15 protein-coding genes are annotated in these 13,011 nt (G+C 50.6%); 7 read left to right on the forward strand and 8 right to left on the reverse strand.

Annotated features, from left to right (window positions below; genetic code table 11):
• Nucleotides 1-51 precede the first annotated feature (51 nt).
• The 5 genes from NSU01_RS07355 to NSU01_RS07375 form a co-directional block, all read right to left on the reverse strand.
• A complete protein-coding gene (locus NSU01_RS07355) occupies nt 52-1,020 on the reverse strand; it encodes a type I phosphomannose isomerase catalytic subunit (protein ID WP_076242441.1) in 969 nt (322 codons plus the stop codon).
• 256 nt (nt 1,021-1,276) lie between these two features.
• On the reverse strand, nt 1,277-2,407 hold the full coding sequence (locus NSU01_RS07360) for an IS4 family transposase (RefSeq protein ID WP_042135621.1): 1,131 nt from the start codon (nt 2,405-2,407) through the stop codon (nt 1,277-1,279).
• Between the two features lie 182 nt (nt 2,408-2,589).
• The gene (locus NSU01_RS07365; protein WP_076248949.1) at nt 2,590-3,015 is read right to left on the reverse strand and encodes a VOC family protein; all 426 of its coding nucleotides are present in this window, start codon (nt 3,013-3,015) and stop codon (nt 2,590-2,592) included.
• The gene (locus NSU01_RS07370; protein ID WP_076248946.1) at nt 3,016-3,621 is read right to left on the reverse strand and encodes a class I SAM-dependent methyltransferase; all 606 of its coding nucleotides are present in this window, start codon (nt 3,619-3,621) and stop codon (nt 3,016-3,018) included.
• On the reverse strand, nt 3,621-4,577 hold the full coding sequence (locus NSU01_RS07375; protein ID WP_039301554.1) for a TIGR01212 family radical SAM protein: 957 nt from the start codon (nt 4,575-4,577) through the stop codon (nt 3,621-3,623). Before NSU01_RS07375 ends, NSU01_RS07370 begins: the two co-directional genes overlap by 1 nt.
• Nucleotides 4,578-4,821: 244 nt before the next feature.
• Between NSU01_RS07375 and NSU01_RS07380 the strand changes: the two genes are divergently transcribed.
• Complete coding sequence (locus NSU01_RS07380) at nt 4,822-5,004, forward strand: hypothetical protein (protein ID WP_039301551.1); 183 nt, start codon at nt 4,822-4,824, stop codon at nt 5,002-5,004.
• A gap of 333 nt (nt 5,005-5,337) precedes the next feature.
• Complete coding sequence (gene trmB, locus NSU01_RS07385; RefSeq protein WP_042134479.1) at nt 5,338-6,054, forward strand: tRNA (guanosine(46)-N7)-methyltransferase TrmB; 717 nt, start codon at nt 5,338-5,340, stop codon at nt 6,052-6,054.
• Between the two features lie 132 nt (nt 6,055-6,186).
• On the opposite strand, the gene NSU01_RS07390 is transcribed toward trmB, so the two are convergent.
• Complete coding sequence (locus NSU01_RS07390; RefSeq protein ID WP_042134480.1) at nt 6,187-7,302, reverse strand: UDP-N-acetylglucosamine--LPS N-acetylglucosamine transferase; 1,116 nt, start codon at nt 7,300-7,302, stop codon at nt 6,187-6,189.
• A gap of 54 nt (nt 7,303-7,356) precedes the next feature.
• Nucleotides 7,357-7,884 (reverse strand): phosphatase PAP2 family protein, encoded by a 528-nt coding sequence (locus NSU01_RS07395; protein WP_039301542.1) that lies wholly within the window; start codon nt 7,882-7,884, stop codon nt 7,357-7,359.
• A 408-nt stretch (nt 7,885-8,292) separates the two neighbouring features.
• Here NSU01_RS07395 and NSU01_RS07400 point away from each other — a divergent pair, with 408 nt between their 5' ends.
• The 4 genes from NSU01_RS07400 (at nt 8,293) to rplT (ending at nt 10,965) form a co-directional block, all read left to right on the forward strand.
• The gene (locus NSU01_RS07400; protein WP_042134481.1) at nt 8,293-9,531 is read left to right on the forward strand and encodes a glycosyltransferase family 2 protein; all 1,239 of its coding nucleotides are present in this window, start codon (nt 8,293-8,295) and stop codon (nt 9,529-9,531) included.
• A gap of 287 nt (nt 9,532-9,818) precedes the next feature.
• Complete coding sequence (infC, locus tag NSU01_RS07405) at nt 9,819-10,316, forward strand: translation initiation factor IF-3 (RefSeq protein WP_039301536.1); 498 nt, start codon at nt 9,819-9,821, stop codon at nt 10,314-10,316.
• Between the two features lie 57 nt (nt 10,317-10,373).
• On the forward strand, nt 10,374-10,574 hold the full coding sequence (gene rpmI / locus NSU01_RS07410; RefSeq protein WP_036696104.1) for a 50S ribosomal protein L35: 201 nt from the start codon (nt 10,374-10,376) through the stop codon (nt 10,572-10,574).
• Nucleotides 10,575-10,605: 31 nt separating this feature from the next.
• Complete coding sequence (gene rplT, locus NSU01_RS07415; RefSeq protein ID WP_036649386.1) at nt 10,606-10,965, forward strand: 50S ribosomal protein L20; 360 nt, start codon at nt 10,606-10,608, stop codon at nt 10,963-10,965.
• Between the two features lie 118 nt (nt 10,966-11,083).
• On the opposite strand, the gene NSU01_RS07420 is transcribed toward rplT, so the two are convergent.
• On the reverse strand, nt 11,084-11,626 hold the full coding sequence (locus NSU01_RS07420; protein WP_039301523.1) for an acyl-CoA thioesterase: 543 nt from the start codon (nt 11,624-11,626) through the stop codon (nt 11,084-11,086).
• Nucleotides 11,627-11,931: 305 nt separating this feature from the next.
• Between NSU01_RS07420 and NSU01_RS07425 the strand changes: the two genes are divergently transcribed.
• Nucleotides 11,932-13,011 (forward strand): BMP family ABC transporter substrate-binding protein, encoded by a 1,080-nt coding sequence (locus NSU01_RS07425; protein WP_042134482.1) that lies wholly within the window; start codon nt 11,932-11,934, stop codon nt 13,009-13,011.

Genomic DNA, 13,011 nt, shown 5'->3' on the forward strand with positions numbered 1-13,011 from the left:
GTAAGAGTACTTCGTTAAACTAAATCTGCCCGGTATACCAGTTATGGTTGCTTACGGCAGATAAGAGCGGAGAACCGTGGACATGCCTTCGATGCTGTAGGCGCCGAGGCTGGACGGGAGCAGGTAGCATTCGCCTGCTGCATAAGGCTGGGAGCCGCCTTCCCAGATCAGGTGGCCGCTGCCTTCACAGATCACCAGAATAGTGAAGCTGTCGTCCGTGGTGGCAAGCTGCCATTCACCGGAAACCACACCTTTTTCAACGATGAAATAAGGGGAGGAGGCGATTTGCAGCCATTCACCGGCCACTGCACCGTCTGTCTTCATCGAGGTCGCGCCTGCACCTTCATAGGCAGTAACATTCAGGGAATCCTCAATATGCAGCTCGCGCGGTTTGCCGTCCAGGCCGGGACGGTCGTAATCGTAAATCCGGTATGTAGTGTCGGAGTTCTGCTGGATTTCGGCTACAACGACACCTGCACACAAGGCGTGAACGGTGCCTGCGGGAATATAGAAAGAATCTCCTGCCGCTACAGTCACTTCCTGCAGGCTGTCCATAACGGTCCCGTTCTCAAGTGCATCCTGCAGAACTTCGCGGGTTACGCCTTCTTTCAGACCGTAGATGATTTTGGCGCCCGGCTTGGCATCCAGCACGTACCACATTTCTGTTTTGCCCAGTTCGCCCTTGGGTAATCCGGCATAATCATCAGTAGGGTGTACCTGTACGGAAAGATTGTCATTGCAATCGAGCAGCTTGATCAGCAGCGGGAATCTTCCGCCGTCTTCCGTAATGCCCTTGCTGCCGAACCATTCATGTCCGAACTGCTCACGGATGGCATCCAGACCTAGTCCGGCGAGCTCGCCGTTCACAACAGAAGAGGTTCCGTTCGGGTGGTCAGCGATCATCCAGCCTTCGCCGATATGGCCTTCCGGCAGCTCCAGGCCGAATTTCTCCAGCGCACGGCCTCCCCAGACACGTTCTTTGAACTCCGGCTGAAATTTTAGAGGATATGGTTTTGTCATTACAACATCTTCCTTCCTGATTATAGAATGTTTAAGACTTAATATTTAAACGGTACATCGGACTATAACCCAATAAGTAACCGGTCAAACGCTGGTCAGACGCTGGTCAGCCAAGCCGGATCATATGTGACACGCTTAAGCTCACACATTATTGGCAGCATCATAGTTATGTTGTACTTATTACAACATTGATTGAACGATACCAGGGTGATTGGCAGCATTGTTGTACAAAATACAAGCCTGTTGATTCCCCATATTATGGTATGGATATAATTCCCAAAACAACCTTGTTCCTGAGCAGACTAAGTTGAACCTGCCACTCCAGCGGAAGACTAAATATACGCCAATGCTGCATAAATTCCCAAAGGGTCAGTTGAGCAAAGGCAGGCACGTTGGGGTGGATTTCATCATAAACACGTCTCAGAAGTACATAGACCGCAAGGGCCACAAACAATTGGCTGTATACTGCATTTTCAGTGGTTCCAAATAGACATGGCACGTTCAGATGCTGTTTAATCCAGCGGAAAAAGACTTCAATTTCCCAGCGTGCCTTATAGATTTCAGCGATCACATAAGCAGACTCTTTTCTCAAATCGGTCACGACCCGTACGACTTCCCCCCGGTCATTCTCAAATTCTACGACCCGGTGGCGCTTAGCGGATTGGCACTTCCCTTGACCGATATAACAAGTAATATCACGAACAATGTTCGTTTCTCCCTCTGCGGGTCGCTGGAGGTTTCTCGGCTTCACCAAATGGAGATTGTCTTTGAGTCGAATCACAAACGACTGGCCCTGAAGCACATATTGATCCAATCTGCTGATTTTTCCGTACGCCCGATCCTGTACCAAAATGTAGTCCGTATCTGCCAAGACTTCTCCAAACGGAGCGTCATTGCGCTTCGCGATCGATTCCTCCACGTTCACGGGTGAACGCTGACCCTGCGAAAGAGCAACATGCAGCTTAATGCCCCCTCTGAATTTTTTGTACGAGGCCCAAGGCATTCGGGAGTTCGCCGCCGTGACCGTAGTCGAGTCAATCAGCAGAAGATCTTTAGGCAGATTCAGATGCCGCCGGGTTTGACGGTTACATTTCGTGACGAGCATTTGAAAGATACGTTTGAAGATTTCGTAAGGGACTTCACCGGCCTTGCCGGAAAGGGTGGAGTAATGAATCTCAGGCAAGTCAAAGTTTGGGCCTAAGCGGGCACTTTGCCGGAAGCCGTCCCATTTGTGGTAGCAGGCTTGGACAAAGTAATCGAGTAGCAACCCGACGGTCATTTTGGTTCCTCTATCCACGTAGTCCTTGGTTTGTCCGGTCACCATTTCGACTTCATCCGATGTTAACACTTGTTTGAAAACAGCTAAGAATGGGGTATATTTATTCATGAGGTCGCCTCATTTCGGTTTGGTTTGGTCGTACTTACCATTACCCGAAATGGCGGCCTTTTTTGTCCCTTTTTTTGGGAAATCAACACGCCTATACAAAATACAAGATTTTTTCCGCTGAAATACTTGCAGGAGGAGAAATGCTGCCTTTTTTATACAACAATTTGAATGGGAATCGTTATTTATGAAGTAAATGTTGTATTTCGTGCAGGATTTGTAGGACTATGCGCCGGCTGGAAGAACTCAAGCTTCTCGCTGTCCGGTCCCTCGAAGAAGAAATAGCGGCTGCCGTTCGCGAGCTCTGAAATACCGGTCAGTGCCGGGATGCCGAGTCCGGCAAGTCTTCTGTGCTCTTTCTCAATGTCATCGACTGTGAAGGCGGTATGGCTTACCCGTCCTTCCTGCGGCAGACCCTCGAATGCCCGTTCAATCAGTTCAATCTCAACACTGGCTTGTCCGGGGAAGCTGAGAAAGGCGAGACGCACTTCATCTCCAGGCTGGCCCAGAATACCCTGAAGCGTCAAGCCGATGACCTCCTGGTAAAATTGCAGTGAACGCTCAAGAATGTCCACTTTAATGCCGACATGCTCCATTTTGGTTACTGCCATTTAGTGATCAGCTCCTTTTTTCTTCTCTACAGCTACTACATACGGGGCGGAATCGCGCTGCAGCTGGCGGTACACGATGGATTGCGCGTCCGGCTGGGCCAGTCCGGCGGCCCAGGCTTCCACGGCGGCAGCTTCACGGCCGCCGCCTTCGTGGCCGGGATACAGCACGGCCGTGATGATCCCGCCCGGGCGCAGCAGCAGCAGCGCGGCCTCCAGCGCGGCCAGCGTGCTCTCCGGCTCGGTGATGATGGTCTTGTCGGCATCGCCTGCAGGCAGATAGCCGAGGTTGAACATCACCGTCGAGACCGTTCCGCGCCAATCGGGCGGAACGGCTTCAGCCATTGCTGCATGGCTCCGCTGCAGCAGCGTTACGGGAGACAGCGCAGCAGGCGCTTCCTCCCGGGCCAGCCGCAGGCGCTCTCCGGCAAGAGCCAGCGCCGCGTGCTGGATGTCGAAGCCGTAGACCCCGCCGCGCGGCCCCGCCGCCTTGGCGAGGAACAGGGTGTCGCTACCTGCGCCCACGGTGGCGTCAATGGCCCGTCCGCCGGGGGCGAGCCGCTCGGCGGTTAATTTATGAGCAAAGCTAAGGACGGACATGAAGCCCATTAGCCCTTCCTCCAGTACTTACCCTGCCAGGTATCACGGGCAATCAGCTCGTGGTCAATGGCATTCAGAACTTCCCACTTCTTCAGGCTCCACATCGGGCCAACCAGGGAATCACGCGGAGCATCGCCGGTCAGGCGGTGGACAATCATGTCCGGCGGCAGAATCTCCAGCGAGTCGGCAATCAGCTTCACATACTCATCCTGCTCCAGGAATCGCAGCAGGCCGGCTTCGTACTGCTTCACCATCGGCGTTTTGCGCATGAGGTGAAGCAGGTGGATTTTGATCCCCTGCACGCCCATGTTGGCAACAGCAGATACAGTCTCCAGCATCATCTCATGCGTTTCCTGCGGAAGCCCGTGAATGATATGGGTGCAGACCCGGATACCGTGACGGCGGAGCTTCGCAACGGCTTCGGTATAACAGGCTGTATCATGCGCCCGGTTAATCAGATCGGAGGTGGACTGGTGGATGGTCTGAAGACCCATCTCCACCCACAGATAGGTGCGCTTGTTCAGATCGGCAAGGTATTCGACCACATCATCGGGCAGGCAGTCCGGCCGGGTAGCAATGGCGAGACCGACCACACCCGGCTGCTGCAGGATAACCTCATAATATTCCCTTAGCTCCTCAACGGGAGCGTACGTATTAGTGTAGGCCTGGAAATAGCCGATATATTTGGCGTTTGGCCATTTCAAGTGCTGGCGGTCACGTACATTGTTGAACTGGGTAACCAGATCATCGCGGCGGCTTCCGGCGAAATCACCAGACCCTCTGGCGCTGCAGAAAGTGCAGCCTCCTTTGGCGATGGAACCGTCACGGTTTGGACAGGTGAAGCCGGCATCCAGCATGACCTTGAACACCTTGGTATCCATCTGATCACGCATTTCATAGTTCCAGGTATGGAACCGTTTATCCCCCCACAGAAGCGGAGAGGAGGTCTGTAGAAGATTAGACATGTGCAGCTCCTTTCATTAACCTTCCCATTGTATCAAAAATCAAAGAAGAGCGTAACAATTACTCCCGGAAATCCGGCGGAAAAGAGCTAGAAATAGGCAGGAAACAGCCGGGATTTCGCTTGTAAATGCTTACACAATATGTTATATTTAAAGTGTAAAAAAGCCGCTGCAGCAACCACAATCACATTTTTGAATTCATAATTTCGTGTCGTCCGGTCCATAATAAACCATAGAGGTGATAACGATGAATTCTCCAACGGTGTTTCCCGATAATAAAGGTTCGATTGATGTGCAGCTGACTCCCGATGAGGCCCTTGCCCTGACAGGCGTGGAATTTAACGGCAACCACAAGATTAAGACCGAAGCGCAGCGCAAGATCCGCAGTGCCTTCGAGAAGACATTTGATTTTAACGCTCCGGCAAGGTAGACTATGTACTGTTGAAAAGTGGACCCCAATTCCAAATACAACAAAAAGGGATTTTCCAACCGGCCTTTTTAAGGCTGGACGGGGAATCCTTTTTTTTGAATTTTTGCAGGGATATTTTCAGCTTCCTGCTTAAATCCCTTTACTTTTGACGGCAAGTTCGGCACAATATTGCAAGTGGCAGTTATCCTAGAGACTGCGACGAAATAAAGTACCGCTAATTTGTTGACAAAACTCCCAAAACCGTGGAGATTTTGTCAACAAAAGCGGGTACTAATTTCCTCGCAGCTCCCTATTCACAGATAATGCAATAAGAGATAAGCGGAGGAATACCTAATGCGTTTACGCGGAAGAAAAGGAATACGTGAAAGCCTTGAGGAGCAGACTGACCTGGTCATCCTTGATCCACGCAGCCTGAAGGGCCGTTGGTCGGAGCTTTTCGGCAATGATCATCCGATTCATGTGGAGTTCGGAATGGGCAAGGGGCAGTTCATCAGCCAGATGAGCTTCAAATATCCCGGTATCAATTTTATCGGCGTTGATATGTACGATGAACTGGTCCGGCGTGCAGCCGAGAAGGCCAGAAATGTGTGGGAGCCGGCAGGGGAAGAGACGCCGCCGAACGTCAGAGTGGCACTGGCCAATATCGATTATGCGGAGGAAGTATTTGCTCCGGGTGAACTGGAGCGGATCTACCTGAATTTCAGCGATCCGTGGCCGAAGAGTAAGCATGCCCGCCGGCGTCTGACGCATCCGCGTTTTCTCGACAAATACCGCGGGCTGCTTAGTCCGCTTGGCGAAATCCACCTGAAGACGGATTCCCGCAGCCTGTTTGAATTCTCCCTGAATGCTTTTGCCGACTATGGTCTTCAGATGAAGAACATTTCCCTTGATCTGCATGAAGGCGGCGTGATCAATGAAGAGCATGTCATGACGGAATATGAAACCAAGTTTTACGGACGCGGTGTGAACATTCAGCGCTGCGAGGCCATTGTCGGGGAAGAGGCGCTGAAGCAGTATCAGGCCTCCCGGCTGGACAAATACCGCCTGTAGTCCTTTCGACATTATTAGCTGTATAGTGCAAATGGCAGTCCGGGGAATTCTCCCTGGGCTGCCATTTGCCGTTTATCATCCAATATAAGGAGGTGTATGCCTTAGGTCCCATTGTTCTATAAGAATGCGGGGCTATTCCAGCATGTCAATGATGCTCTGGGCGCTTTGCAGCGGGTTGAACCGGGAAATCTCCTCCAGATGGGCTTGGCGTTTGGCCCGCACATCCCCGTAGTCGCCCAGCAGCCGTTCCATCCAACGGTCGACCACATCGAGGGAGCTTATCGGTTCCCCGAAGCCGGCGGCCGTGAAATAACGGCAGTTTTCTTCTTCCTGCCCCGGCAGCGGTGAATGGAAGAGCATAGGGATGCCCTTGGCCAATCCTTCGCTGCAGGTCATTCCGCCGGGCTTGGTGACCAGCAGGTCCGAGACCTCCATGAGCTTATCGACTTCACGGGTGAAGCCCAGCAGCTTGATGTTGGGGTGGCTGTAGCGCGGGTCTTCCTGCATTCCGCGCAGCAGCTTGTCATTCTGTCCGAGGCAGAACACAAGCTGCACCTTCTCCCGCCAGCCGGCGAGGGCTTCGTTCACCACCTCATCGTTCATCATGCCCCAGCCGCCGCCCATGACCATGACCGTAGGCATGTTCCGGAGGCTGAACTGCTTCTGGATCTCTTCCCGGCCGGGATGTTCCCAGAAATCGGGATGTACCGGCATACCGGTTACCCGGATTTTGGCGGCAGCAACACTGCGGCGGCGGAGCTTGGCCTTGACCTCCGGTGTAGAGACCAGATAACGGTCTACTTCAGGACTGATCCAGCTGGCATGGGCGTCGTAATCCGTGATGACTGTGATCAGCGGCGCTTTCAGCGACGGGTCCAGCCGTTTCAGCCGGGAAACCACAGCGCCGGGAATGAAATGAGTGCAGACGATGATGTCCGGCTTCAGCTGCTTCACAATATTTTGCGTATGCGTATAAAATATGCGGTGCAGGGCAAGTGTGGTAAGACGATTGAATGATTTCTGGTGCCGGTAGACATAGCCCATCAGCCGGGGCTGGGAGATCACCGTTTTGCGGTAGGCAGAGACAATGATCGGCGCCATCTTGGGATTGAGGAAGCTTCCGAGCTCCAGCACCTTCGTCTGCACATCAGGCGACAATTTGCGCAGGCTGCTCGACAGCGCGTATGCTGCCTGGGTATGCCCTGCGCCGAAACCTTCGGACAGCAATAATACTCTTTTTTTGCGCAATGTATAGTTCACCTGTTCTTTAGTGGTATTCAGGGGTCCGCAGCCGGGAGGGCGTCAGACCCATAGCGCAAGCGTGCCTGCGGCAACGCCGGAGCCGATTACCGCACCAGCGATGACATCGGACGGATAATGCAGCCCGAGATAGATCCGGGAGAAGCCGACCGTGCAGGCGAGCGGAAGCAAGATATAGGTCAGGGCAGGGTAGGCCATCATATAAGGAACCGTAGAGGCGAAGATAGCTGTAGTATGGCCTGAAGGAAAAGAATGATCCTTAAGCGGATTATGAAACGTATTGGTGCCCGGCAGCGCCAGATAAGGCCGCATGCGCGGATAGAGCTTTTTGGCAACGGCAACGGGCAGATGGCTTACAGCCAGTGCTGTCAGTGCCTGCAGTCCTGTAGTTCTCCATGGCTGTGGACACAGTGCCCAGATCAGAATATTGATACCGATGGAGCTCGTAGCTCCTCCGAGATGAGTGAGGTACCAGAGCCAGAAGTTCAGAAAACGGTTGTGCAGCCGTCCGTTAATCCATTGAAAGAGAAGCCGCTCCAAGAGATGCAGTTTCTTGAAAAAAGGTCTCATATCTTGTCCCTCCGTTAGTCCGGCTAAAGATATTTGGCGCAGCTTAAGCAGCAGGTTCCAAGACCTGAAGCTGTCTTTATCATACTTTTTTAAGGCAGTCCATTTCAAGAAAAAGCTCGGAATCACTCGAAAAATGCCAGTTTTGACTTGTGTACCCCAATGCGTCTACAATGATTCAAGCAGGAAGATCCCGTTTATAAGGTAACAGAGAAATAAGGATTCGGCCATGATCCGGATACCATGTTCATATCTTAGGAACGGGGCTATATACAATTCGGAAGCCTGCCCGAGAAAAAGGGATAATTCTTGTCTGCTGTAAGGGATGCAACAAAAGGGTCAGAAAGAACGTTAACAAGCCTGAGAGAGAAAGAGAACATCTAGACTTGGAAAAGGGGGCATCAAAAGATCATGACAGACGCATTGTTTGTTACGCTCCAAGTGATCTTGGCGGCAATTGCAGTTTATCAGTTTGCATTCTCACTGTTTGGGCTGCACAAGAAAAAGAACAAGGTTAAGTATGCGCCGCAAAAGTCATTTGCCGTACTGGTTGCCGCGCACAACGAGGAAGAAGTAGTCGGCGCGTTAATGGAAAATCTGAAGCAGCTTAATTATCCCCAGGAACTGTACGATGTATTTGTCATCTGCGATAACTGTACGGATAATACAGCAGCCATCGTACGGGAGCACGGCATGAATGCCTGTGTACGTACCAACACGAATCTTCGCGGAAAAGGTTATGCTATCGAGTGGATGCTCAAGGAGCTGTGGGCGCTGCCCCGCCAGTATGATGCTGTCGTGATGTTTGATGCCGACAACCTCGCGCATACCGAATTCCTGACCGAAATGAATAATGATCTATGCTCAGGCGGCCGTGTAATTCAAGGTTATATCGATACCAAGAATCCGGAGGATTCATGGATTACCGCTGCTTACGGCGTATCCTACTGGTACATCAACCGGCTCTGGCAGCTGTCGCGCCATAATCTGAACATGGCCAACTTCCTCGGCGGAACAGGCATGTGCTTCGAGACGAACCTGCTCAAAGAGATGGGCTGGGGGGCCACAAGTCTGGTGGAGGATTTGGAATTCACCATGCGCAGCGCTTCTAAGGGTGTGTATCCAAGATTCAACTATGATGCCAAAGTCTTCGATGAGAAGCCGCTTACGTTCAAGGCTTCCTCCAGACAGCGTCTGCGGTGGATGCAGGGGCATTTCACAGTCGCCCGCCGTTATTTCTTCCCTTTGCTGTGGCAGAGCATCAAAGAACGCAGCCTGACGAAGTTTGACTTGGCGCTCTATGGAGCGAACGTCTACATTGTGCTGCTGACGTTCCTGATGACGGCGGTAATGTGGATCGACAACTCCATGTTCGATGGTCCGCACATTGCTAATATTTACGGTCATTTGCCGCTCTGGCTGAGCTACTTTGCCATTGGCGCCAATATTCTGACCTTCCTGCTGGCCATGGCGCTGGAGAAGGTGAAGTTCAAGAAGGTATATCTGTACCTCCTGGCCTTCCCGGTTTATCTGCTCTCGTGGTACCCCATTACGTTCTACGCGTTCTTCACGCAGAACAACAAGCAATGGAGCCATACCAAGCACACGCGTGTGGTGCGGCTTGAGGAAGTGCAGAGCAAGCAAGTGTAGTATAATGCCTGATTGTTATCTAAGTATTTTTTGGGGAAGATATTGACACCGTTCGCTCAGTGTTGTATAGTATTCAAGTGTGCAAAACATAGGGATTGCAAGCAGAAGCACCGGCTTCTCACCTGAACGGCTAAATTGCCGACTGGTTTTGATCTCAATGCTTTATGAATGGTTATAATTCATGAACGTTGATCAAACGGGGTGTCGGGGAGTTACCGGCATCCCTTTTTTATGGAGAACCGCATTACAAGAAGATCCGGAGGTGGAGTATTATCAGTAAGGAACATATGATCAATGATGAAATTCGGGCCAAAGAGGTCCGGCTGGTTGGAGCAGAAGGTGAACAAATCGGGATCAAACCGATCCGCGAGGCGTTGCAGATGGCGATCGATCTTAATCTTGATTTAGTCAATGTAGCACCGCAGGCGAAACCGCCGGTATGCCGCATCATGGATTACGGCAAGTTCCGTTATGAAACGCAGAAGAAAGAGAAGGAAGCGCGCAAGAACCAGAAGATCGTGGATATCAAGGAAGTCTGGTTCCGTGCTAACATTGAAGAACATGATTATCAGACCAAGTTCCGCAATGTTATCAAGTTCCTGGGCGAAGGCGATAAAGTGAAGTGCTCCGTTCGTTTCCGCGGACGTGAGATTACCCATGCGAGTATCGGCCAGAAGATCCTGGAGCGTGTGAAGAACGAAGTGGAAGATATTTCTGTTGTTGAGCGCCAGCCTAAGCTGGAAGGCCGCAGCATGATTATGATTTTGGCTCCTAAAGCCCAATAATCCTGGAGTCACTTGCACAGCAATTTGGCGCCGCATAATATTCAAGGAGGAAACACCATGCCTAAAATGAAAACACATAGCAGCCTGAAAGGCCGCTTTAAGATCACTGGAACTGGTAAAGTATTGCGTTACAAAGCTCACAAGAACCACTTGCTGTCCCACAAATCGAAACGCGCAAAACGCGTATTGAACGGCAATCCAGTAATGGCCCCTGGGGATGTAAGACGTTTGAAACAAGGACTTGCTAACTTGAAATAGTTAATTACACATTTTTGGGAGGTTTATTAATATGGCAAGAGTTAAAGGCGGATTTGTAGTTCGTCGTAGACATAAAAAAGTATTGAAACTGGCAAAAGGTTACTTCGGTTCCAAGCACCGCATTTTCAAAACAGCTAAAGAGCAAGTAATGAAATCGATGGTTTATGCTTACCGTGACCGTCGTCAGACTAAACGTAACTTCCGCAGACTGTGGATCGTTCGTATCAACGCTGCAGCGCGTTTGAACGGTCTTTCCTATAGCAAGCTTGTATACGGCCTGAAATTGGCTGGCGTAGAAGTGAACCGTAAGATGCTGGCTGATCTGGCAGTGAATGATCTGAACGCATTCAACTCCCTGGCTGTAGTTGCCAAAGAGAAGATCAACGCGTAAGAATGATATAAACCGAAAAGCACCGCCTGCGGGATGTCCCGCGTGACGGTGCTTTTTTGTGCCGTAAGGCTGAGCTGCTGCTCCCTGCTATATTGAAGGAACAGAATTCCGGAGAGTGCTATTCCCAGTACTTTGTTGTGCTAAGCTGTGAAGCCAGCTTCTTGCTGCTGGCGCGTCTGATCTTGCGCAGCTCCGAACGCTCGTTGGCCGATTGGCAGATCAGCTTCTCTTCCTCAGTCTCGGCAATGATGGCCGGAACGGGGGATGGAGTGCCATCTTCATGGACTGCAACGAAGGTAAGGAACGATGTAGCTGCAACAGCACGTTCACCTGTATAGAGGTTCTCCGAGATGATTTTGACGAATACCTCGATGCTGGTGCGTCCCGTCCAGGAGACGAAGGATTCGAAGCAGACAGAATCAGTTGGCCTGATCGGCAGAAGGAAGTCTACAGAATCAGCGGAGGCGGTTACCACATTCGTACGGCAGTGGCGCATGGCCGAGATAGAGGCAACTTCATCAATTGTGCTCATCAGTTTGCCGCCGAACAATGTTTTGTGGTTGTTAACATCATTCGGGAAGACACGGCCAGTTTTGAATACGCGGGATTCGTGGCAGTATTTAGAGGCCGGTACAACTTGAGGTTTGTTTTCTTGATCCATTTCAGTAACTCCCTTTGCGAACAATATGTAAACATTCATGATAATAGAAAAGCCATCACTGTGCAATAATAACGTTAATGCGCGGGTATCACAAGATGAATTTCGAGGTTTCCTGACACCTACCATACATAGCGGTTACATGCCATGTCATGGTAAGCGGTTTCTTGTTGAAAAATGCAAATTATTATTGACCTGAGGTCATTAATAGACTGGATTTTAGCTTTTTTTGCAGGTATAATTTGTTCTAATGGTATGTCCAAGCAGAACACAGAAGACATCCAATTTTCTAAGGGGGATCACATTCGATGAAGAAGTTTTACCAACTATCTTTAGTTATGGTTATGGCATTCACTGTTATTTTGGCAGGATGCGGAAACAATAACAACGCAAACACCAATGCTGGAGCAGCAACTACTGCACCAACCACAGATGCAGCAGCAACAGAAGCACCAGCAGCAACTGAGGCTCCTAAGGCTGTCAAACTCGGTCTCGTAACTGACGTGGGCGGCGTTAATGACAAATCCTTTAACCAATCCGCTTGGGAAGCCCTGCAGGCTCTGGAAACAGAATCTGGCGCTGAAATCAAATACCTGCAAAGTAAATCCAATGCAGACTATGAGCCAAACCTTAACCAATTCGTTAAAGGCGGCTATGATCTGACTTGGGGTATCGGTTTTGACCTTGGCGATGCAGTGTTGAAGGTTGCTAATGAGAACCCGACTGCTAACCTGGCAATCATTGACAGCGTAGTGGAAGCTCCTAACGTTGAATCTGTTACGTTTGCTGAGAACGAAGGATCCTTCCTGGTAGGTGTTGTTGCAGGTCTGACAACCAAAACTAACAAAGTAGGCTTCATCGGCGGTATGGAAAGCCCGGTTATCAAGCGTTTCGAAGTTGGCTTCAAAGCCGGCGTAGAAGCTGTAAACCCTAAGGCAGAAGTGAAGATTACTTATGCAGGTGCTTATGACAAGCCTGATACTGGTAAATCCCTGGCTGCAACCCTGTATGATGCAGGCAATGACATCATCTTCCCGGCTGCCGGCGCTACAGGTAACGGCGTATTCAATGAAGCTAAATCCCGCAACAAAGCTGGCGGTACTAAAGTATGGGTTATCGGCGTAGACAAAGACCAATCCCTGGAATTTGGCGACGACGTAACTTTGACTTCCATGATCAAACGTGTTGATGAAGCGGTTAAGAAGGTTTCCCAACAAGTGGTTGACGGAACATTCAAAGGCGGCACTACAACTGTTCTTAGTCTGAAAGACAACGGCGTAGGCCTTCCTGAAACATCCAAGGCTAACGTTTCTGCAGAAATCCTGGCTAAAGTTGACGAGTACAGCAAACAAATCATCGATGGAACAATCACTGTTCCTTCCGAGTAA

Origin of the sequence: Paenibacillus sp. FSL H8-0259 (genome assembly GCF_037963255.1) — a bacterium.
Classification (GTDB): Bacteria; Bacillota; Bacilli; order Paenibacillales; family Paenibacillaceae; genus Paenibacillus_AQ; species Paenibacillus_AQ phytohabitans.